Origin of the sequence: Streptomyces sp. NPDC002232 (assembly GCF_042890295.1) — a bacterium.
GTDB lineage: Bacteria > Actinomycetota > Actinomycetes > Streptomycetales > Streptomycetaceae > Streptomyces.
The window spans coordinates 1,091,270-1,112,434 of record NZ_JBIARV010000004.1; the positions used below are offsets into that span (position 1 = coordinate 1,091,270).

The following is a 21,165-nucleotide window of genomic DNA, read 5'->3' on the forward strand; positions in this document are numbered from 1 at the left end:
AGATGACCGACATCAAGGCACCCGCCGTGCCCCCCGCCACGGTCGGCGACAGCACCGGTGACCTGGACATCGTCCCGGTCCGCAACTACGGCCGGTGGATCGCGGCGGCAGCCTCGCTGCTGGCGCTGGTCGGCCTCGTAGGCTCCCTCGCGAAGAACGACAACCTGCACTGGGACGTCGTCGGGAAGTACCTCTTCGCGGACCTCATCTTCGACGGACTGGGCACCACGCTCTGGCTGACCGCCGCCGCCATGGCACTCGGCCTGGGCCTGGGCACGCTCATCGCGGTGATGCGCCTCTCCACCAGCCCGGTCCTCCACGGCCTGGCCACCGGCTTCGTCTGGGTCTTCCGAGGCACCCCGCTGCTCGTACAGATCATCTTCTGGGGATACGCCGCCGCGCTGTACCACTACGTGAAGATCGGGATCCCCTTCACCGACATCACCTTCTTCCAGGCCGAGACCAACACCCTGCTCACCCCCGCGATCGCCGCACTCCTCGCGCTCGGACTGAACGAGGCCGCCTACGCCTCCGAGATCGTCCGCGCCGGCATCCAGTCCGTCGACCCCGGACAGGCCGAGGCGGCCCACTCGCTCGGGATGCGCCCCGCGCTCACCATGCGCCGGATCGTCCTGCCCCAGGCCATGCGGGTGATCATCCCGCCGATGGGCAACGAGACCATCAACATGCTGAAGATGACCGCCTTGGTCTCCGTCATCTCGGCTCACGACCTGATGTCGAACATCCAGGACGTGTACGCCCAGAACTACCAGGTCATCCCCATGCTCGTGGTCGCCAGCCTCTGGTACCTCGCCCTGGTCACGCTGCTCAGCGTCCCCCAGGCCTGGCTCGAACGACGCTACGGCCGCGGCACCGCCCGACCCGGTCACGCCTCCCCCCTGCGCCGCATGCTCGGCGGCGCGGCCGGCCTGGTCGGCAGGAACAACAAGGAGGAAGGGCGATGAGCGCTTCCATGGTGCGGGCTGAAGGCGTCCGCAAGCACTTCGGGAGACTCGAGGTCCTCAAGGGCATCGACCTCACGGTCGACCGCGGGCAGGTCTGCTGCCTCCTCGGTCCCTCCGGTTCCGGCAAGTCCACCTTCCTACGGTGCATCAACCACCTGGAGAAGGTCGACGGCGGCAGGCTCGCCGTCGACGGACAGCTCGTCGGCTACAGCCGGCGCGGCGACAAGCTCCACGAACTGCGCGAGCGAGAAGTCGCCGCGCGCCGCCGGGACATCGGCATGGTCTTCCAGCGGTTCAACCTCTTCCCGCACATGACGGCATTGGAGAACATCACCGAGGCACCGGTGAAGGTCGGCGCCGTGTCCAAGGCGGACGCCCGCGAGCAGGCGCACCTGCTGCTGCGGCAGGTCGGTCTCGGCGACCGGGCCGGTCACTATCCGGCCCAGTTGTCCGGCGGACAGCAGCAGCGCGTCGCCATCGCCCGCGCCCTGGCCATGAAGCCCAAGCTGATGCTCTTCGACGAGCCGACCTCAGCCCTCGACCCCGAGCTCGTCGGTGACGTCCTGGACGTCATGCGCCGGCTCGCCGCCGACGGCATGACCATGGTCGTCGTCACCCATGAGATCGGCTTCGCGCGCGAGGTGGGCGACACCGCCGTCTTCATGGACGAGGGAATCGTCGTCGAGGCCGGCGACCCCCGCAGGGTCCTCGTCGACCCGGAGCACGAGCGCACCCGCGCGTTCCTGTCGAAGGTCCTGTGAGCGCGCCGGTCCGCCAGCAGCAGCTGGCCGCGGAACTGCTCGACCTGGCCCGCACCCGACATGCCCAGTACCTCGAGGACCTCGAAACGCTCGTCTCCATCGACTCCGGCTCCTACTCGCCCGACGGCGTCAACCGCGTCGCCGACTGGGTCCAGAACCGGCTGGCCCGCCTGGGCTTCTCCGTCGAGCGCGTCCCGTTCCCCCCGCAGGACGGCCACCGGGCGGGCGATGCCCTCGTCGCCCGCAAGAAGGGCCGCCTGGCCGAGGCCGACGGAGGCCGCAAGGTCCTGCTCGCCGGACACATGGACACCGTCTTCGACGACGGTACGGCGGCCGAGCGCCCCTTCGGCCTGCACGGCTCCATCGCCGTCGGCCCCGGCGTCAGCGACGACAAGGGAGGCCTGCTCGCCGGCCTCACCGCCCTGGAGATCCTCGACGAACACGGCATCGACGCGTACGCCGAACTGGTCTTCCTCGCCACCCCGGACGAGGAGATCGGCTCCCCGGCCGGCCGCGGCGTCATCGAGCACACCGCCGCCGACGTGCACTACGGCCTCGGCCTCGAATGCGCCCGGGAGAACGGCGACCTCGTCATCGCCCGCAAGGGCGTGGCCGACTTCCGCCTGACCGTCACCGGACGCGCCGCCCACGCCGGCATCGAGCCGGAACGCGGCGCCAACGCGGCACTGGCCGCCGCGCACCTGATCGTGCGGCTCCAGGCGCTCAACGGGCACTGGGACGACGTCACCGTCAACGTGGGCGTCATACGCGCCGGGACCCGCCCCAACATCGTCTGCCCGGAGGCCGAACTGCGCGTCGAGGTCCGCGCGGCGACCACCGCGGATGTGCGGCGCGTCCGCGAAGCCCTCCAGGACGCGGCGGACCACCCCGCGGTGGCCGGGACCACCGTCACGGTCGAGCAGCTCGACCTGTGCCCGCCCATGGAGGACACCCCGGCGTCCCGGCGCATGTTCGCCGCGGCCCGGGCAGCGGCAGGAGCCCTCGGCATCGAACTGGGCGCCGCGGCCACCGGGGGAGTCGGCGACGCGAACCTCATCGCCGGCATGGGAGTGCCCACCCTCGACGGCCTGGGACCCATCGGAGGCGCCGACCACACCCCGCAGGAGTGGCTGGACGTCACGAGCGTGCCGCAGCGCATCGCGGTCCTGGCCGCCCTCATCGCCTCACTCGGCCAGGCGTAATACACACCGCCACGGTCATCGCCGCCGCTCGCCGGCAGACATCCGGGCCTCTCCGGCAGACGTCCCCCACTCTCCGGCAGACACTCAGGCCAGGCCCCGTCGGGAGACGTTCCGGCCTCTCCGCCCGACAACCAGGCCCAGTCGGCGGACTTCCCGGCCCCGCCGTCGAACCAGGCCGATGCCGCCGCCGCGCGCGACGCGAGCGGCGGGCGGCGGCCCCGTCCCCACCCATCCAGAAGACGTCGGAGGCACCATGCGCACCCACCCCGGCTCCACCCGCCGTACCCTTCTCGCCGTCGGCATCGCCCTCGTCCTGCTGACCGGCGCGGCCCCCGCCGCCCAGGCGATTCCGTCCGGCCAGCACGTCCCCGGCGGATCGCTCGTCCTCGTCGGGGGCGGGCTGAAGGACGACAACACCCAGGTCTACGGCGAGATCATCAAGCGCGCCGGCGGTCCCACCGCACGCATCGGCGTGATCACGGCGGCCTCCGTGCCCGAGAGCCAGGACCCCGACGCGAACGACCCCGACCGGTGCAGCAACTCCGCCTGCAACGGGGCCTACTACGCCGGACTGTTCAAACGGCACGGTGCCGGCGACGCGCAGTGGATCCCGCTCGACATCGACCACGTCGCCAACGCAGACTCGGATGCCGTCGTCGCCCAGATCAACTCCATGAGCGGCTTCTTCTTCGGCGGCGGAGACCAGTACCGCTACCTCACCACCCTCCTGCACGGCTCCCGGCACACGGACTCCAAGGTCCTCGCCGCCATCCGCGCCAAGCTCGCCCACGGAGCCGTCGTCGCCGGATCCTCCGCCGGCGCCCAGATCGCATCCGGCCGGGACATGGTCAGCGGCGGAGAATCCTACGAAGGCCTCCGCGACGGCAGCGCCCCCGGCTACTTCGAAGACCCGACCCGCCTGGCCTACATCCCCGAAGGCGGCTTCGGATTCCTGCGGTCCGGACTCATCGACACCCACACCGGCACATACGGCCGGGAGGGCCGCGCCCTCCGCCTCGCCGCGGACACCCGACACGACCGTGTCTACGCCCTGGAGGAGAACACGGCCCTGGTCGTCGACCGTCCCGGCACGAACAGGGAGCACATCACCGTGCTGGGACCCAACGGAGTGGCCGTGCTCGACCTGCGTGACGCCCGTACCCGCACGACCACCGCCGGCTGGTCCCTGGACGGCGCCCGCTACACCTACCTCACCGACCGGGACCAGTACGACGCGCGGACCTGGGCCGTCCGGCCCGCGGCGGACAAGCGGCCGATGAGGCCCACGAGCACGGCCCCGGTGCCGGCCAACCCAGACGTCTTCTATTCACCGGCCAACCCGGACGGCACCCCCTACTCCTTCCGCACCACGGCCCGCACCCTCGCCGCCACGCGCGCACAGAACACGGCGACCGCCGGCACGTTCGAGTCCGGGCCGCGCTTCGACGTCACCTTCAGCAAGACCGGCGGCTTCTCCGCCTGGACGAACGACGGAGTGAACCCGCAGACCCTGATCGGCATGCGGATCGGCATAGCCCCCAGGTGACACCGAGGAGGGGCCCCGGCGACCCGGACGGACCGCTCCGGGCCCCCGCCGCGTACACCGTGCGCGTCTGCGTTCGCGGCGCGCAGAGCGAGGAGACAACGCGCCGCAGAGATCCGCTCCGCTTCAGCCCGAGTCGGGTGGAGCCCCGCCAGGCCTCCACCCGGCCAGTCACCCGAGGAAGGTCCCTCATGCGCGCGCACCTCACCCCGACAGCGGTCCTCATCGCCGTCGCTGCCCTGCTCGTGTCCGGCTGCACCACCGAGACCGGTACGACGGCGGCCAGCGCACCACCGACGGCCGGTCCCGTCGCGGTCCTCCCCGACCTCACGGTCGAGCCCGACCCGAAGCTCCACGCCATGCTGCCCGAGGCCATCCGGGCCACGAGGACCGTACGCGTGGCGACGGACATCCCGTACCCGCCCTTCGAGATGTACGAGGACGAGGCCAGCCGACAGATCACCGGCATCGACTTCGACCTCGGGCAGGCCGTCGGCGCCCGGCTCGGGGTGCGGTTCGACTTCAAGGCCCAGAAGTTCGACGGCATCCTCCCCGCCGTCCAGGCGGGCAAGTTCGACGCCGTCATGTCCGCGATGACGGACAAGAAGGCACGGCAGGAGTCCGTCGACTTCGTCGACTACCTGAACGCGGGACCCGGCTGGCTCGTCGCCAAGGGGAACCCGGCCGGGATCACCGTGGTCACCGACGCGTGCGGGAAGCCGGTCGGCGTGCAGACCGGAACGAACCACCAGAAGCTTCTGCGGCAGCGCCAGCAGCTCTGTAAGGCCAAGGGCCTCCCGCCGATCGAGATCCTCACCTTCTCGAAGGACTCCGAGGCGCAACTCGCCCTGCGCAGCGGAAAGGTCGTCGCCGACTACCTGGACGAGGTGACGGCCGCCTACGTCGCCTCGACGGCCGACGGAGGCAAGGCGTTCTCCACGGTCACGGGCCGTGCCGCGGTCGGCGAGTACAGCGCCTCACCCATGGGGATCGGCCTGGCGAAGGACCACGTCGGCCTGAAGGAAGCCGTGCGGGCCGCCCTTCAGTCGCTGATGGACGACGGCTCCTACGCGAAGATCCTGAACAAGTACGAGGTCCCGAACATCGCGATCCCGAAGGCGACCGTCAACGGAGCACTCGACTGAGTTCCGGTGACGCCTCACAGCAGGCCGGCGCGTCTGGCGACGGCCTCGGCGTCCTTCATCCGCTGGTGCGCGTCGGCGCCGAGCTCGCCCAGTGTCGAGGCGACGACGGCCTCGATGAGAGCGAAGGTGGGCGTGAGGCTGTCGTAGGGGGAGTCGGAGTGCACCTGACTGGTGAGGACGACGTCGGCGTGGCTCGCGCTCGGGGACAGCCACGGATCGGTGAAGACGATGACCTTGCCCCCGCGCTCCCGTGCGAGCTCGGCGATGACCGCCTTGTCGTCCTCGTACCGCCGGTAGTCGAAGATGACCGTCACGTCGCGACGCGTCAGCTGGGTCAGGAACGCCGCCCGCTCGACGTCCCGGTCCGGGACGAAGGCGACCTGATCGCGGAACTGCATCAGGTGGAGCCCCAGATACTCCGCGAGCAGGTGGGTGAAGCGCCCGCCGATGAGATGGACGCGACGACGGGCGTCGCTCAGCAGCTTGACCGCATGGTCGAACTCGTGGGGAGAGACCTCGGTGAAGGTCTGGGACAAAGCCTGCTGCACGAGGGCCAGGGGTCGCCCGGCGACCGGATGGGCGTCCGCGTCCTCCCGACCGTCGGACGGTTCCTGGCTCCGCGCCGACCCGGTGCTCTCGTAGAGGGTGATCGGCGAGGCGTGACGAGCCTCCAGCTCGGCACGCAGAGCCGCTTGCAGGTCGGGAAAGCCGCGGTAGCCGAGCCGAGAGGCACAGCGCAGCACCGTGGGGGCGGACACCGAAGCGCGCTCGGCGATCGTGGCGACCGTCTCGAAGATCGCGGCGGGATATCCGGCGAGCAGAACCCGCGCGACCTTCCGCTCGGCAGGACTGAGCTCTCCGAGTCGACTGCGGATCTCGTCGGCCAGAGTGCCGCCCATATACGGTCCTTCCCACACGCTACGCCGGACTCCGGCGAGGCTTCCGTGGTGAGCGACCACCCGGCCCACCCACCGTCCCGACAGGACGCTTGCGCTACCGACCCCTGGCTGGCCCGGCCACCCATCGGTACAGAAGAGGCTCTTCTTGCCTCCAAATGTACCGTACGTTACGTGCGCTGGTGAAGCCCGATGAGCCCTCGGCGCCCCATGCCTCGCAGCCGTTGCGGCGTCCAGCGAGTGGGCGACCGACCACGACGATCAGGCGTGGGGCGTGGCTGTGCTCGGAGGGGCAGCGGGGATGTGACCCGCGCGTCGTCCTGGGACGGCGACTCCGTCCCAGGAACGGCTCCACTCGGAACGCCCAGGGTGCCTGCACTGGGGCTGTACCGCACCGGACTGCTCGCGCCCTGTTCCGTCGGCGCCGCAAGGCTACGGCGGCTGCGCTGATTGATGTGAGCTGATGCATCCATCTCTCCGCGACTGAGCGAAGAAGGGGCAAAGAGTCGAGAATCAGGGCAAGCGTCCACGGCGTCACACCATAGATGCCGTCACGGCATGCCTCGCGTGAGAGGACCCGATACGGAGGTCCCCACGCACTCGCCAACCCCCTGCCTCCCTTGGGGAAGGATCCATCATGATCATCAAGAAGCTCCACGAAGCGGGGCTCCGCAGCGAGCATGCCTACCTTGCAGCGGTGGGATCCATCGGTCTGTCCTTGTCCTCGTGGCTGGCTTCCAGCCAGCGCGAAAGCCTGGAGCGCGCTGACCGATGGGGCATATTCGTCGGAGAATGGGCACCGACCTTCTTCGCCTTGGGCCTCGCCCTCGCCAACTACGAACGAGACGAGACGGCGCAGCCTGACGCATAACTTGCACGTTCAGTCGAACGTGCGGCCACTGCCGTAGACGACCTTCACGACACATTGAGGGAAGTCGCCGACCCGTGCGGACGCTGCGCCAAAGGCTGCCGATGCTCTCGCCTGCGGAGGCCCTTGAATACGTGGGCGCGCTGTTGGTCGGTGACGCGCCCGCGCGGCTACTGGCCGTTGCCACCTTGGAGCTCGTGGAGACTCTCAACCCGGTGCTCGCGGTCAAGACGGTGAAGAGTGGAGCGCTTCAGGGCCCCGATGAGTGACGAGGCGAGCGGGCCCGGCTGGCAGCAGCCGAGATCACCGCCGTCGAGTCGGAACGACTCATCCGTAACTCTCGTCCCCGCGCGACCCCGAGCTACCGCTGCGACGGCCTCCCGCCACCCGGCGCCTCAAGTGACTTCTTTGCCCGTCGGTCTCAAAGGTGAACTCAATCGGTGAGGTGCCGTCGGATGAAGGGTGCCGTTCCCAGGACCAGTGCGGCGAAGATGCCGAGGCGTTGAAGGCCGGGCTGAGCGGCGAGGGTGCTGTGCTGGATGCCGTGGACGGCGTACCAGTTGGCGGCGAGGTCGGTCGTCATGATGGCGCAGGCGATGTCGATTCCCCGGCGTTTGCCCCCGAGCAGGAGCACGGCGGCGAGCGTGTCGAACAGAGCAAGGGACGACCAGTAGAGGTTGAGCCAGCCCGGGGCCCAGTCGTAGGGGTGCAGCCCGTGGCTGAGGAGGTCGCTGACGTGCGAGAGAGCGCCGACGAAAAGCAGGACGGCCGCGATGCCGCAGGCCGATGCGACTGCCCAGCGCGGCGCGTGGTGCATCCATCCGATCACGTGGTGGATCGTCCTACCTGTGGATGTTGCTCGTCAGACGGCGATGGGGGTGACGGTCAGGAAACGCTTGGCCTTGGATTCTGAGCGGCGGTGCGTGCGGCCGCAGCCGCCCGACCGTGCGAGCCCAGCGCGTCGAGCCAAGCGGGACGACCTCTCAGCCCCAGTCCTGCAACTGCCGCAGCAGGTCGGCGTCGCCCTCCCTCCGCAGCGAGCCGACCGGGATGCGCATGTACATGAGCAGGGCCATCTCGCTCGCCGTGCCGTAGACGGCGGCGGTGGGCTTCGTCTCGGCGGCCTCCTCCGCGGTCAGGCGGGTGAAGCGGGAACCGTCGCCGTCCACCGTCTGGCGCCAGGAGCCGGCCTCGGCCGCGTGGTAGTCCATGGTGGCGGGCTCGCCCGGCCACGGGACCGTACCGGTGCAGACGGTGGCGAGGAACTCCTCGATGGCGTCGCTCGCCTCGGTCGTCGGGAGATCCTGCGGAGCACCGGACGCCAACTGGGCGTCGTAGGTGTGGATCAGCGACTCCGGGACACGACGGCGGGCCACGGCGGCCACCGTGTGCGGCGAGGCCAGCGGCTGCCACCAGGCCCAGCAGCCCCGGTCCGGGCCGGCTTCGCGCAGCGCCGTAAGCAGCTGCTCCGTCGAGTCGGCGAGCCAGGATATGAGGGCGTTGCGCTCCCTGGGCGCCGCCAGCCCGTCCTTGCTCGGCCGCTCGTCGCCCGGCGCGGTGTTCAGCACGATGTGGGCCCAGAAGCGGTCCCCCTCACTGAGGTGGTTGGCCAGGTCGTACAGCGTCCAGCCCGGGCAGGACGGGACATCGGCGTCGAGGCTCGGGGCCGCGGCGATGGTGGCGCGGAACGCGGCGGATCGCTCGTCGATCATCCGCAGCAGCGTGGGGAAGGAGAGTTGTTCAGGCACGCAGATCTTGTACCACCGGGACCCGCGCTCTCGCATTCGATTAACACGATCAACCCCAACACACCTACTCCCGCGCGCTCTTACAGGCCCCCGCGCGCAGAAATGATCCTTGCCTCGGCACTCGCACCCCGACACGGAAGTCAAGAGCCCGATTCAGCCGGCCGTCGGCGACGGGGACGCGGCACGGGGGAAGCGGAACTCCGTGCGGCGGTGGCCGGTCGTCCCGGGGCGGAGGACGGGACTCGGGTAGGCGGGGCGGTTCGGGGCGTCGGGAAGGTGCTGGGTCTCCAGGCAGACGGCGCCGTGTCGGCGCAGCGGGCGACCGCTTGGGTCCGTGAGCGTCCCGTCGAGATGGTTGGCCGTGTAGACCTGGAGGCCCGGGGCGGTCGTCCAGACCTCCATGGTCCGGGCGCCGTCCGGGGTCGACAGACGGGCGGCCCGGCGCGGTGCCTCGGATTCGCGGGTGGCCAGGACCCAGCAGTGGTCGTAGCCCTGGGCGTCACGGGTCTGGCCGTCGTCGGAGAGGACGCCAGTGCGCAGAGTGCGAGCGCCGGTGAGGTCGAAGGGGGTGCCGGTCACGGGGATGATCGGGCCCAGCGGGATGCCGGTCGCGTCGACGGGGAGGTAGGCGTCGCCGTCGACCTCGAGGGTGTGATCGAGGACGTCCCCGCCGTCCGCCACCAGGTTGAAGTAGGCATGGTTGCTGAGGCTGACGACGGTGGCGCGGTCGGTCGTGGCGGTGCAGTCGAGGGCGAGGGTGCCGTCGGCGTCGAGCGAGTAGATGGCCGTGACATCGAGCGCCCCGGGGAATCCCATGTCGCCGTGGGGGCTGTGGAGATGGAGCCGGAGCTCGGCGGTGCCGCCCTCGGCGTGCGGGGTCGCCTCCCACACACGGGAGTCGAAGCCGGCGGGGCCGCCGTGAAGCGCGTGGCCTCGGTCGTTGGCCGGTACGGCGTGGGTGGTGCCGTCGAGGGTGAAGCGCCCGTACGCGATGCGATTGGCGTAACGGCCGATCAGGGCGCCGAGGTACGGGCTCTTCTCCGCGTACTGGTCGAGCGACGACAGGGACAGGACGACGTTCTCGGTGCGGCCGCCGGCGTCGGGTACACCGAGGGCGTGGAGGATCCCCCCGTACGTGAGGATCTCCGCGTAGGCGCCGGAGGGCGATGCGAGTCGCCAGAGCGCGACCTCCTCCCCGGTCGGGGTGGTGCCGAACGGCCTGGCGTGGATGGTGGCTCGGGGCATGGGGCGTCCTCGTCACGAGTGGGGGAGGAGGGAGGGGGAGGGCGAGAGGTGCGGCCGACGGGAGGGGACTCGGCGCGAAATGCTGTCCAGCCCTCCGTCAGCCCTCGGCCTCCGACGCAGGCTGCCCCTCCCGAAGCCCAGGCGCCGCCGCACCCGTCGACTCGCGTACGACCAGCCGGTAGCCGGGTCTGATGCGTCGGGGTTCGGCGACCTGCCCGCCCGCGAGGCGTGCGACGAGGCGGTCGACGGCGTGCCGGGCGATGGCCGGCTTGTCCGGGGCGACCGTGGTCAGCGTGATGGCGCCGTACCGGCTCTCCTCGATGTCGTCGAAGCCCACGACGGCGATGTCCTCGGGCACCCGGAGGCCGCGTTCGGTGAGGGTGCGGAGGGCGCCCAGGGCGATCAGGTCGTTGTAGGCGAAGACGGCGTCGGGGACGATGCCCCGGTCGAGGAGGGCGGTCATGGCGGCGGCGCCGTCGCCCCTGCCGTAGCCGTCGGTGGCGACGACCAGGGACTCGTCGGGCGTGACGCCCGCCGCGGTGAGTTCTTCTCGCCAGCCGCGCAGTCGGAGGTGGGCGGGCTGGCGTTCGCGCCCGGTGCGGGATCCGAGGAAGGCGATGCGCCGGCGCCCGAGGTCGAGGAGGTGACGGACCGCCGTGCGGGCGGCCGCCACGTTGTCGATGGCGATCTGGTCGTACGGCGCCTCGTACTCGCGCTCCCCGAGCAGGACGAGCGGCGAGGTCTCCTGCCGGGCGAGGAGGTCGTCGTTCTCCAGGTGGATCGGACTGAGGATCAGCCCGTCGATGACGTGCGAGCGGAACTCCTGGCACACGAGCAGCTCGCGCTCCCGGAGCCCCGCCGTGTGATCGACGAGCACGGTGTAGTCGTGCTGGGCGGCGGCGTCGATGACGGCGCCGGCGAGTTCCGCGAAGTAGGGGTTGCCGAGTTCGGGCACGGCGAAGGCGATGATCCCGGTGCGTCCCTTGCGGAGGTGCCGGGCGGTGAGGTTCGGGCGGTAGCCGAGCTCGTCGATGGCCTGCTGCACCTTGGCCCGCATCTGCGGGGTGACGTGCTGGTAGTTGTTGACCACGTTGGACACGGTCTTGATCGAGACGCCGGCCCGCTGCGCGACGTCCTTGAGGCTGACGCCCACGGAACTCCTCTGGTTCGGCTCTGCACGGTCGGCCCGCCGGGTCCGGGGCCGGTGCGACCCGCCCCCGGTGGGGTGCGGGCGCGCTCCTGGCCCCGGGTGACGGGGGCCGGTGGGGATGGTTCCGGCGTCAGAGCGTCCTTCTGCTGCGTGAAACGTACCTCTGCGCCACCACGACGAGGATCAGGAATCCACCGCTGACCACCGATTGGTACGAGGAGTTCAGCGAGCCGATCTGATTGATCAGGTTCTGGATGACCGCGAGCAGCAGGACGCCCCAGAGGGTGCCGCTGACCGAGCCGGCGCCGCCGACCAGCAGGGTCCCGCCGATGACGACGGCGGCGATGGCGTCGAGCTCCATGCCGGTGCCGATGATGGTGACGCCGGAGGAGAGCCGTGCGGCGTTGAGCGCTCCCGCGAAGCCGGCCAGGAGGCCGCTGAGGACGTAGACCGTCACCTTGGCGCGGGCCACTGGCAGTCCCATGAGGGTGGCGGCGTCGGCGCTGCCGCCGACGGCGAAGAGCGTCTGGCCGAAGGAGGTGCGCTGTAGGACCAGACCGCCGAGGCCGAAGAGGGCGAGGGCCACGAGGATCGGGTGGCCGAAGCCTCCGACGGTGCCCTGGCCGAGCTCGCCGAAGGCCGAGCCCTTCGGTACGAGGTAGGTCGTCGCGCCCTCGTCGGTGAAGGCGAGCAGCAGCCCGCGCGCCCCGAGCAGCGAGGCCAGGGTGACGATGAAGGGTGCCATGCCGGCCCGGGCGATCAGCAGACCGTTCAGCGTCCCGATCGCCCCGCAGACGAGCAGCGGCACCAGCAGCGCGGGGAGCAGGCCCCACTGCGAGGCCCAGGCGGCGAGGACGCCCCCGAGGGCGAAGACGGAGCCGACGGACAGGTCGATTCCGCCGGTGATGATCACCAGGGTCATCCCGAGGGCGACGACGGCGAGGAACGACGCCTGGACGAGGACACCGCGGGAGTTGTCGAGGGTCGCGAAGGTCGGGTACGCGAAGGAGGCGATGACCACGACGAGCAGCAGGACCGCCAGCACGCCTTGGCGCTGGACCAGGGAGAGGAGGCGTTCGGCCCTGGTGAGGCCGCTCGCGGGGCGGTCCGCGTCCGTCTTGCCGACGGGTCCGGAGCCCCGGACGCCGGACCCCGGGGCCGTGAGGGAGGAGAGGGGGTTCATCGGGATCGGCGCTCCCGTGCGACGTAGACGGCGGCGATGATGATGGCCGCCTGGGCGATCTGGGCGGTGGAGTCGGGCAGGTCGTGCTTGACCAGCGTGGCGCGCAGCAGCTGCATGAGGAGGGCGCCGGCCAGGGTGCCGAGCACGCGGAACGAACCGCCGCTCAGCGGAGTGCCGCCCACCACGACGGCGGTGATGGCGGAGAGCTCCATCAGGGTGCCGAGGGAGGAGGGGTCGCTGGCGGTGAGGCGCGCGGTGGCGAGGACGCCGGCGAGGGCGGCGAGCACGCCGCAGAGGACGTACACGCCGATGAGCACCCGCTTCACCGGCAGCCCGGCGAGGGCAGCGGCCTTGCGGTTGCCGCCGATGGCGACGACCTGCCGCCCGAAGGTGGTGCGGTGGACGAGGAAGGCGACGGCGAGCGCCAGGATCCCGGCGATCAGCACGACGAGGGGAACGCCCAGGAAGCTTCCGGTGCCCAGGGCCAGCAGGTCGGGGTTGACGATCTGCTTGAGCTGCCCGTCGGCCAGGACGAGCGCGATGCCGCGGCCGCCGACGAACAGGGCCAGGGTCGCGACGATGGGTTGCAGCCCCACCACCGAGACCAGGGAGCCGTTGACGAGGCCGACGACGGCTCCGGCGAGGAGGGCGACGAGCAGGGCGGGCACGAGGCCGTAGCCCAGGTAGAGCGGCAGCAGGGCCGTGGCGAGTGCCATGGCGGAGCCCACGGACAGGTCGACGCCCTCGGTCCCGATCACCAAGGCCATGCCGAGGGCCACAATGACGATCGGGGCGACCTGGATCAGCTGGGTCCGGAGGTTGTCGACGGTGAGGAAGTGTTCGGTGAAGAAGGCGTTGAAGAGCAGCAGCGCGGCCACGGCGGCGTAGACGCCGTACTCCTGCAACCACGCGGTCGTGTTCCGCCGGTTCACGGAGCCACGGACGGGCGCCGCGGCGGCCTGGGTGGTCATCGGGGGTCCTCCTCGGCGGCAGGGCCCGGAGCCCGGTGCGCCTTGTGCTTCGTGTGCGCCGCGTCCGGTGGGGAGCCGGGCCCGGCGGACTTGGTCAGGGGTACGGATCCGGGGGCGCCGGACGCGGAGACGGCGGGGGTTGCCGGGGTGCCGGGGGCCCCGGTGTGGTCGGCCAGGGCCGCGAGGAGGGCGTCCTCGGAGACGTTCTCGCCGACGAGTTCGCCCGCGGTGGCGCCGCTCCTGAGGACGACGATCCGATCGGCGCCCTCGACGAGCTCCTCGATGTCGGAGGAGATGAGCAGGACCGCCAGGCCCTCCTGGGCGAGCTCGTCGATGAGTGCCTGGACCTCGGCCTTGGCCCCGACGTCGATGCCACGGGTCGGTTCGTCGAGCAGGAGGACCTTGGGTTCGAGGCAGAGCCAGCGGGCGAGGAGGACCTTCTGCTGGTTGCCGCCGGAGAGTTCGCCGACCTTCTGTTCCGGACTCGACGCCTTGATGCGCAGTCGCTTCATGAAGACGTCGACGACGCGGTCCTGCCGTGCGCGGGACACGATGCCCGCGCGGGAGAGCCGGGGAAGGGCGGCCAGGACGATGTTCTCGCGGACCGAGAGGCCCGGGACGATCCCCTCGGCCTTGCGGTCCTCGGGAAGCAGGCTGATGCCGGCGCGGATGGCGGCGGCCGAGGACGAGCGCCCCAGCGGGGCGCCGCCGACGGTGACCTCCCCCGAGTCCAGGGAGAGGGCGCCGGCGAGCGCCTTGGCGGTCTCGCTGCGGCCTGAGCCGAGCAGGCCGCCGAGGCCGAGCACCTCACCGGGGTACAGCTCCAGCGAGACGTCGTCCAGCTGGTGGCGCCGGACCAGACCGGTGGCGGTCAGGACGGGTTCGCGGGCGACGTCGTGCCCGGCGGAGCCGAAGCTGGTCAGGCCGTGCCGGCGGACCTCGGAGATCTCGCGGCCCAGCATCATGGACACGAGGCTCATGCGGTCGAGTCCGGCGAGCGGGCCGGTGTGGATGTGCCCGCCGTCGCGGAGCACGGTGACCCGGTCGCAGATCCGGTAGAGCTCGTCCATGCGGTGGCTCACGTAGACGACCGCGATGTTCCGTCGGCGGAGGTCCTCGATGACCCGGAACAGCGTCTCCACCTCGCGCGGTTCGAGGGACGAGGTGGGCTCGTCCATCACGACGACATGGGCCTCGACGGAGACGGCCCGCGCGAGGGCGACCATCTGCTGGCTGCCGATGCCGAGGGTGCCCAGGGCCCGGCGGGGGTCGACGGTCACCCCGAAGCCGCCGAGGAGGGCCGCGGCCTCGGCGTGCATCCGGGGGAAGTCGATGAGCCCGAAGCGGTTCCGGGGCTCGCGGCCGAGGAAGATGTTCCGGGCCACGCTCATCAACGGGACCAGATTCACCTCCTGATAGATCGTGGAGATTCCGGCGGTCTGCGCCTCGGAGGGACGGGCGAACCGCACCGGCCGGCCCGACAGCAGCAGTTCGCCGCTGTCCGGGCGGTGCACGCCGGTGAGGACCTTGATGAGGGTGGACTTGCCCGCGCCGTTCTCACCGACGAGCGCGTGGGTCTCGCCGGCGCGCAGGGTGAACGAGACGTCGTCGAGCGCGACCACGCCGGGAAAGCGTTTCCCGACGCCGCGTGCCTCGAGCACCGTCGGTACGGCCGAGGGCGCGGTACCGCTCGTCGCGGTCGGCGCGGCTTCGGGCGGCGCTGCTTCGGGGGGAGCCATGAACGTGGCCTTCCGGAGGAGGAACGTGGAGAGAGGCGAGTGGGGAGGGGTGGACGCCCCGTAGTCCGCGCCCTGCCGGGGCTCCCGGCGGGGCGGCCCCGCATCGGCCGGGCTTGGGGCCGGGGCGACACCCGGCCGGACGCCGTACGGAGCCACCCGCGGCCGGTGCGGAACCCGGACGGCACTCGGGCGCGAGGAGCGTGCCGCGCGCCCGGTTCCGTACCGATCGGGACCGGGCCGGACCACCGGCCGGGGTCGTCCGCGCCGGGAGCGGGCCCGGACGACCGATGGAGCCGTACGGGCCGGGCCGGCCGACTCGTAACGGTCGCGGCCGTACGGGCCTGGCGGACCGGCTCGTACGGATCGGAGCCGTACGAGCCTGCCGTGCGCCGCCCCCGTACCGATCGGAGCCGTACGGGTGCGCCGTGCGCCTCGTACCGATCCCGGCCGTACGGGAACCGGTCCTGCTGGGTGACCGGTCCTGCCCCGGCCGGTCTGTGGTGCCCGAACCGTCGTGCCCGGTCTGTCGTGCTCCGGGTCTGTCGTGACCACTTCCGCGCCGACCCTTCAGGCCCGGGCGGTCGAACCCGCCGATCCCGTGGCTCCCGACGGAGCCGGACCGAGCCGGACGGGGTCGGTCGTGGGTCAGTACGCCCCGCCCAGCGAGGACTTGGCGTTGGAGGGGTCGTAGGAGCGGTCCGAGATGATGACGTCCTCGGGGATGCCCTCGCCGCCGTAGAACTTCTGCGCGGTGGCGAAGGCGAGCGGCCCGAAACGCGGGTTGGACTCGATGACGGCGTTCAACTCGCCGTTGGACAGCGCCTGAACGGCGTTGCGCGTGCCGTCGATCGACACGATCTTGACGTCCTTGCCGGGGGCCTTGCCGGCCGCCTTGAGCGCGGTGACGGCGCCGAGCGCCATCTCGTCGTTCTCGGCGTAGACCGCGGTGATGTCCGGCTTGGACTGGATCAGCTGCTCCATGACCTGCTGGCCCTTGTCGCGGGCGAACTCGCCGGTCTGCTGGGCGACGATCTCCAGGCCGGGGGCGGCCGCCTTGACCTGGTCGACGAAGCCCTTGGTCCGGTCCGTGGTGACGCTGTTGCCGGAGGAGCCGAGCAGGATGGCGACCTTGCCCTTGCCTCCGGTGGCCTTGATCATCGCGTCGGCCGCCCGCTTTCCCTGCTCGACGAAGTCGGAGCCGAGGAAGGCCAGGTAGTCCTTGCAGGCGGTGGCGTTGACCTTGCGGTCGATGGTGAGGACGGGGACCTTCTTCGCCGCGGCGGCCTGGAAGGCGGGTTCGAGGCCGTCGGAGTTGAGCGGGGCGATGATGAGGAACTGCGCGCCCTGGGCGAGCATGTCCTGGATGTCGCTGATCTGCTTGGGCAGTTGCGACTGGGCGTTGGTGGTGAGGAGCTTCTTGACGCCGATCTTGGCGGCCTCGTCCTTGATGGACTGCGTCTCGGCGATCCGGAACGGGTTGGCCTCCTTCTCCGACTGCGAGAAGCCGACGATCGCGTTCTTGAGGTCGAGCTTGGGTGCGCCGTAGGTGGTGAGGGTGCAGCCCGGGCCGGCGGACGCGGTGGGCGTCTGCACGGTCTGGGCCGCCTGGCCGCTGTCGCCGCCCGCCTGGTCCGTGGTCTCCGACTTGGCGCAGCCGGAGAGGGCGAGCGTGGCGGTGGCGGCGACGACGCACGCGACGGAGAGCGTGCGGTATCTCTGCGGAAGGGTCATCGTGAGGACACTCCTTGGCGGGGGACAGCACCGCCGAGTGGCGTGCGGTCGCTCAGAGCAGGAAAGCGGAGCCGGTTCGCCGTGCGGGAACGGCGGGACCGTGGTGCGCAGCCTCGTGCAGCCCGGGTCACGCCCATGAGCTGGGCGGACACGGGCTCGGAGCAGCCTTCCGAGGGGTCGGCGACTCCGGCTTTACAACGTTATAACCGCGCCTCGGTGGCCTCTGCAAGAGCCCGGGGCGACGTTTCCGGAATGCTTCCGCCGATCGGTTCCCCGGTAACGGCAGGGGAGTTGACGACCGGTCGGAAGGAAGCTGCGCGGGGTCTGGACAGCCCTCGTGGCGCGTGCTGTCATTCCGCTGCACACAGTTTTCCAACGTTGGAATATCCGCCCCCGCCCACCACGGCACCGCCGTGGTGATGTCCGGGCGGCCCGTCCGACGCCGGCCCTCGCCTGCCGGCGTGACGGTGCGACAACCGCCGGGCCCCGGGTCCCAAGGGGAGTCCGCGCCCCCGAGAGGCACCCGCGCTCGCGAGGGGAACACGGCCTCTCGCGAGGACACTTCCGCCGACATGCGTTCCCCGGGTCCGGTCCGGCCGCTCCGATCCCCTCTCCAAGAGGAAGACTCGATGACACGACGAACCACCCGCTCCCGAAACGGAATACGGGCGCTGCTCACCGCCGCCGCCCTGGTACTGCCCGTCGGCTCCCTGACCCCGACCGCCTCGGCCGCCCAGCCGGACGGCATCGCCTCCCCGGCAGTCCAGCCGGGCGGCACCATCGCCTCGGCCACCTCATCCACGTCACTCGCCGCAGCTGCCCCAGCCACTCCTGCGGTCTCCGCACGGGACGCGGCCATCGAAGTGCACGGCCTCAAGGGCGAGTACTTCAGCATGTCGGCGCCCGGCGCACGGGACTTCGACAAGCTGGGCGGCACCGCTCTCGACCCGCAGATCAACTTCTCGGGCCTCACCGGCACCTTCCAGTCGCTGACCGGCCGGACCGAGCACACCACCGCCCGCTGGACCGGGCGGATCGAGGCTCCGGTCACCGGCGACTACACCTTCTACGGCATCGGCGACAACGGCTTCCGTCTGTACGTCGACGGCAAGCCGGTGATCGACCACTGGGTGCCCGACTGGGACCGGGAGCAGACCAGCGCCCCGGTCCGGCTGACGGCGGGCGAGAAGCACGACTTCCGGCTGGAGATGTTCCAGGACGTCGGCGGCGCCAACATGTTCCTGCGCTGGTCGACTCCGACCCTGGCCAAGCAGCTCGTCCCCGAGTCGGCCTTCACCCCGCCCACCGACTTCCAGGTCTACCCGGTGGAGCCGACCGTCACGGCGAGCGGACGGCAGCTGCGTCTGCGCTTCGACCACCCGGTCGGCGGCCTGGCGTCGGTGGCCGAGCACCTCACGGTGGAGGCGGACACCACGCCCCTGCCGATCCGCTCGGTGTCCGCGGCCAAGGACGACCCGAGGACAGCGGTCGTCGAGCTGGCCGAGCCCATCCAGAAGGGCCAGCAGGTACGCGTCGACTACGACGGCGCCGGCGGCCTGAAGAACGGGAACGAGACCGTCCCCCGCATCCTCCGCTCGGCGGCCAACTCCTCCACGCACCGGCTGACCACCGCGTGGGGCGACACCCTGGACCGCACGAACCCGCTGCCGGAGTACCCGCGCCCGCAGCAGGTGCGCTCCCGGTGGAAAAACCTCAACGGTCCCTGGCAGTTCGCGGCCGCGGACGCCGGCGAGCAGCCGGTCTTCGGCAAGGACCTCGGCGAGAAGATCGTCGTGCCCTTCCCCGTCGAGTCCCAGCTGTCCGGGATCGAGCGGCACGAGGACCACATGTTCTACCGCCGCCTGGTGGACGTGCCCAAGGACTGGAAGGTCGGCAAGGCCGGCAAGGACAACCGGCTGATGCTCAACTTCGGCGCCGTCGACTACCAGGCGACCGTCTGGGTGAACGGCAAGCGGGTGGCCGAGCACACCGGCGGCTACAACGCCTTCAGCGCCGACGTCACCGACGCCCTCAAGGCGAAGGGCCCCCAGGAGGTGGTGGTCGCGGTCACCGACACCGGAGGCCCGAACCAGCCGACGGGCAAGCAGTCCACCCACCCGGGCGGCATCTTCTACACCCAGTCGTCGGGCATCTGGCAGACGGTGTGGATGGAGCCCGTGGCCCCGGTGGCCGTCGACGACCTCGTCACGACCCCCGACATCGACACGGGCACTCTGGCCGTGAAGGTCGAGTCCGCCCGCGCCTCGGCCGGCGCGCGCGTGGAGGCCGTCGCCCGTGACGCCCGGGGCAAGGTCGTCGGCCGGGTCTCCGGCCCGGCGTCCGGGACCCTGCGCCTCCCGGTCGCGCGGCAGCACCTGTGGAGCCCGGACGACCCGTACCTCTACGACCTGGAGGTACGCCTGACCGACGGCCGCTCCGCCGATCGCGTCGACGGCTACTTCGGCATGCGGAAGATCGCGATCCAGAAGGTGGGCGGCTTCCAGAAGCTGGTCCTCAACGGGAAGCCGATCTTCTCGCTGGCCACGCTGGACCAGGGCTTCTGGCCGGACGGCCTCTACACCCAGCCGAGCGACAAGGCGCTCGCCTTCGACCTCGAGGCGCACAAGAAGCTCGGCTTCAACGCCGTGCGCAAGCACATCAAGGTGGAGTCGGACCGCTGGTTCTACCACGCGGACCGGCTGGGGCTGCTCGTCTGGCAGGACTTCGTGTCGGGCGACCTCAAGGACGACGCCGGACGCCAGGCGTTCGTCGACCAGGGCCGCGAGATGATGCGCCGCCACCACGACTCCCCGTCGGTCATCGGCTGGACGGTCTTCAACGAGGGCTGGGGCGAGTGGGACCGGGAGGAGACCGGCCGGATCGCCGAGGCGGTCAAGGCGGCCGACCCGTCCCGCATCGTCAACGCCCACAGCGGGGTCAACTGCTGCAACTCGAAGGGTGACTCCGGCAAGGGCGACATCGTCGACCACCACGACTACAACAACACCGATCCGGCCTATCCCGACCACCGGGCGGCGCTGGACGGCGAGCACGGCGGCTTCACCCTGCGCGCCCCGGGCCACATGTGGCCGGGAGCCCCGACGGTGATCTACAGCGGCGTGGCCGACAAGGAGGCCCTGACCCGCAAGTACGTCGAGAACACCGAGAAGTTCTACCTGGAGGCGGCGGGCGCCGAACTGTCCGGGTCCGTCTACACCCAGATCTCCGACCTGGAGAACGAGCTGAACGGCCTGTACACGTACGACCGTCGGGAGATCAAGGTCGACCCGGCCCGGGTCCGCGCGATCAACCTGAAGGTCATCGCGGCCGGCGCGGCCGCCGGGCAGCACGGCCCGCTGAAGGGCGGCGCCTCCTGGAATCTGGACGAGGGGACCGGCACGACGGCCCGTGACTCCGGCCCCGGCGGACGGACGCTCACGCTCAACGCGGGCACGGGCTGGGGCACCGGAGTCGGCGGAAGCGCGCTGACGTTCGACGGCCAGGGCCACTTCGCCCAGACGGACGGCCCCGTCATCGACACCACGACGAGCTACTCCGTGTCGGCGTGGGCGACGCTGGACTCCCTGCCCGGGAACTACGCGACCGTCGTCAGCCAGGACGGCCGCCGTCAGGAGAACCCCTTCTACCTCCAGTACGGCCAGGGCGCGTTCGCCTTCAGCGCACCGGGCGGCAACCGGGCCCGCTACGTGACGACCCCCGAGCTCGGCCGCTGGTACCACCTGGTGGGCGTCCGGGATGCCACGAAGAACGAGATCCGACTGTACGTGGACGGGGTCCTCGCCGCCACGGCGGCCGCGGGTCCGGCCGATGTGAGCACGGGTCCGTTCACGGTGGGCCGCGCCAAGTGGGGCGGCGGGAACGTCGACTTCTGGAAGGGCTCGGTCGACGGGGTCCACGCCTTCGACAAGGCACTCTCCTCCGAGGAGGTGACCGCACTGCACACAGCCGAGAAGCCGTAGGGGCGACGCCCCGGGGGCCGCGCAGGAGGACCGCGCGG

General features: G+C 71.0%; 17 protein-coding genes. 8 read left to right on the forward strand and 9 right to left on the reverse strand.

The window, feature by feature from the left end; all coding sequences use genetic code 11:
• The first annotated feature begins 2 nt into the window (after nt 1–2).
• From ACFYXU_RS22840 to ACFYXU_RS22860, 5 genes are all read left to right on the forward strand, one after another.
• Nucleotides 3–965: an amino acid ABC transporter permease gene (locus tag ACFYXU_RS22840; RefSeq protein WP_389406984.1), complete on the forward strand. Its 963-nt coding sequence runs from the start codon at nt 3–5 to the stop codon at nt 963–965.
• 8 nt (nt 966–973) lie between these two features.
• The gene (locus ACFYXU_RS22845; protein ID WP_376510177.1) at nt 974–1,726 is read left to right on the forward strand and encodes an amino acid ABC transporter ATP-binding protein; all 753 of its coding nucleotides are present in this window, start codon (nt 974–976) and stop codon (nt 1,724–1,726) included.
• Nucleotides 1,723–2,928: a M20 family metallopeptidase gene (locus tag ACFYXU_RS22850; protein ID WP_389406985.1), complete on the forward strand. Its 1,206-nt coding sequence runs from the start codon at nt 1,723–1,725 to the stop codon at nt 2,926–2,928. Before ACFYXU_RS22845 ends, ACFYXU_RS22850 begins: the two co-directional genes overlap by 4 nt.
• Before the next feature lie 253 nt (nt 2,929–3,181).
• Complete coding sequence (locus tag ACFYXU_RS22855) at nt 3,182–4,474, forward strand: cyanophycinase (RefSeq protein ID WP_389406986.1); 1,293 nt, start codon at nt 3,182–3,184, stop codon at nt 4,472–4,474.
• A gap of 188 nt (nt 4,475–4,662) precedes the next feature.
• Nucleotides 4,663–5,616, forward strand: coding sequence for an ABC transporter substrate-binding protein (locus ACFYXU_RS22860; RefSeq protein ID WP_389406987.1), 954 nt, complete (start codon nt 4,663–4,665; stop codon nt 5,614–5,616).
• A 14-nt stretch (nt 5,617–5,630) separates the two neighbouring features.
• Here the strand turns inward: ACFYXU_RS22860 and ACFYXU_RS22865 are convergent, their stop codons facing one another.
• Nucleotides 5,631–6,515 carry a MurR/RpiR family transcriptional regulator gene (locus ACFYXU_RS22865; protein WP_389406988.1) on the reverse strand — a complete coding sequence of 295 codons (885 nt, stop codon included), beginning with the start codon at nt 6,513–6,515 and terminating at the stop codon, nt 5,631–5,633.
• 634 nt (nt 6,516–7,149) lie between these two features.
• Between ACFYXU_RS22865 and ACFYXU_RS22870 the strand changes: the two genes are divergently transcribed.
• Together ACFYXU_RS22870 and ACFYXU_RS22875 are read left to right on the forward strand one after the other, a co-directional pair.
• Nucleotides 7,150–7,383: a hypothetical protein gene (locus ACFYXU_RS22870; protein ID WP_389406989.1), complete on the forward strand. Its 234-nt coding sequence runs from the start codon at nt 7,150–7,152 to the stop codon at nt 7,381–7,383.
• A 74-nt stretch (nt 7,384–7,457) separates the two neighbouring features.
• Complete coding sequence (locus tag ACFYXU_RS22875) at nt 7,458–7,649, forward strand: hypothetical protein (RefSeq protein WP_361399217.1); 192 nt, start codon at nt 7,458–7,460, stop codon at nt 7,647–7,649.
• A gap of 164 nt (nt 7,650–7,813) precedes the next feature.
• Here ACFYXU_RS22875 and ACFYXU_RS22880 read toward each other — a convergent pair whose 3' ends face one another.
• The 8 genes from ACFYXU_RS22880 to ACFYXU_RS22915 form a co-directional block, all read right to left on the reverse strand.
• Complete coding sequence (locus ACFYXU_RS22880) at nt 7,814–8,209, reverse strand: hypothetical protein (protein WP_389406990.1); 396 nt, start codon at nt 8,207–8,209, stop codon at nt 7,814–7,816.
• 154 nt (nt 8,210–8,363) lie between these two features.
• Nucleotides 8,364–9,128 carry a maleylpyruvate isomerase family mycothiol-dependent enzyme gene (locus ACFYXU_RS22885; RefSeq protein ID WP_389406991.1) on the reverse strand — a complete coding sequence of 255 codons (765 nt, stop codon included), beginning with the start codon at nt 9,126–9,128 and terminating at the stop codon, nt 8,364–8,366.
• A gap of 153 nt (nt 9,129–9,281) precedes the next feature.
• Nucleotides 9,282–10,373: an aldose epimerase family protein gene (locus ACFYXU_RS22890; protein WP_389406992.1), complete on the reverse strand. Its 1,092-nt coding sequence runs from the start codon at nt 10,371–10,373 to the stop codon at nt 9,282–9,284.
• 97 nt (nt 10,374–10,470) lie between these two features.
• Nucleotides 10,471–11,526, reverse strand: coding sequence for a LacI family DNA-binding transcriptional regulator (locus ACFYXU_RS22895; RefSeq protein ID WP_389406993.1), 1,056 nt, complete (start codon nt 11,524–11,526; stop codon nt 10,471–10,473).
• A 127-nt stretch (nt 11,527–11,653) separates the two neighbouring features.
• A complete protein-coding gene (locus tag ACFYXU_RS22900; RefSeq protein ID WP_389406994.1) occupies nt 11,654–12,706 on the reverse strand; it encodes an ABC transporter permease in 1,053 nt (350 codons plus the stop codon).
• Entirely contained in the window at nt 12,703–13,677 is a 975-nt protein-coding gene (locus tag ACFYXU_RS22905) for an ABC transporter permease (protein WP_389406995.1), read from the reverse strand. The genes ACFYXU_RS22900 and ACFYXU_RS22905 overlap by 4 nt, the downstream gene beginning before the upstream one ends.
• Complete coding sequence (locus ACFYXU_RS22910; RefSeq protein ID WP_389406996.1) at nt 13,674–15,416, reverse strand: sugar ABC transporter ATP-binding protein; 1,743 nt, start codon at nt 15,414–15,416, stop codon at nt 13,674–13,676. The genes ACFYXU_RS22905 and ACFYXU_RS22910 overlap by 4 nt, the downstream gene beginning before the upstream one ends.
• 645 nt (nt 15,417–16,061) lie before the next feature.
• Complete coding sequence (locus tag ACFYXU_RS22915) at nt 16,062–17,147, reverse strand: ABC transporter substrate-binding protein (RefSeq protein ID WP_389406997.1); 1,086 nt, start codon at nt 17,145–17,147, stop codon at nt 16,062–16,064.
• A 629-nt stretch (nt 17,148–17,776) separates the two neighbouring features.
• Here ACFYXU_RS22915 and ACFYXU_RS22920 point away from each other — a divergent pair.
• Nucleotides 17,777–21,127 carry a LamG-like jellyroll fold domain-containing protein gene (locus ACFYXU_RS22920; RefSeq protein ID WP_389406998.1) on the forward strand — a complete coding sequence of 1,117 codons (3,351 nt, stop codon included), beginning with the start codon at nt 17,777–17,779 and terminating at the stop codon, nt 21,125–21,127.
• Nucleotides 21,128–21,165 lie beyond the last annotated feature (38 nt).

Bases quoted from the DNA above. Each gene is read 5' to 3' on its own strand.
- ACFYXU_RS22840 (WP_389406984.1), top strand. From the start codon at position 3: ATGACCGACATCAAGGCACCCGCCGTGCCCCCCGCCACGGTCGGCGAC.
- ACFYXU_RS22845 (WP_376510177.1), top strand. From the start codon at position 974: ATGGTGCGGGCTGAAGGCGTCCGCAAGCACTTCGGGAGACTCGAGGTC.
- ACFYXU_RS22855 (WP_389406986.1), top strand. From the start codon at position 3,182: ATGCGCACCCACCCCGGCTCCACCCGCCGTACCCTTCTCGCCGTCGGC.
- ACFYXU_RS22860 (WP_389406987.1), top strand. From the start codon at position 4,663: ATGCGCGCGCACCTCACCCCGACAGCGGTCCTCATCGCCGTCGCTGCC.
- ACFYXU_RS22865 (WP_389406988.1), bottom strand. From the start codon at position 6,515: ATGGGCGGCACTCTGGCCGACGAGATCCGCAGTCGACTCGGAGAGCTC.
- ACFYXU_RS22870 (WP_389406989.1), top strand. From the start codon at position 7,150: ATGATCATCAAGAAGCTCCACGAAGCGGGGCTCCGCAGCGAGCATGCC.
- ACFYXU_RS22890 (WP_389406992.1), bottom strand. From the start codon at position 10,373: ATGCCCCGAGCCACCATCCACGCCAGGCCGTTCGGCACCACCCCGACC.
- ACFYXU_RS22900 (WP_389406994.1), bottom strand. From the start codon at position 12,706: ATGAACCCCCTCTCCTCCCTCACGGCCCCGGGGTCCGGCGTCCGGGGC.
- ACFYXU_RS22905 (WP_389406995.1), bottom strand. From the start codon at position 13,677: ATGACCACCCAGGCCGCCGCGGCGCCCGTCCGTGGCTCCGTGAACCGG.
- ACFYXU_RS22910 (WP_389406996.1), bottom strand. From the start codon at position 15,416: ATGGCTCCCCCCGAAGCAGCGCCGCCCGAAGCCGCGCCGACCGCGACG.
- ACFYXU_RS22915 (WP_389406997.1), bottom strand. From the start codon at position 17,147: ATGACCCTTCCGCAGAGATACCGCACGCTCTCCGTCGCGTGCGTCGTC.
- ACFYXU_RS22920 (WP_389406998.1), top strand. From the start codon at position 17,777: ATGACACGACGAACCACCCGCTCCCGAAACGGAATACGGGCGCTGCTC.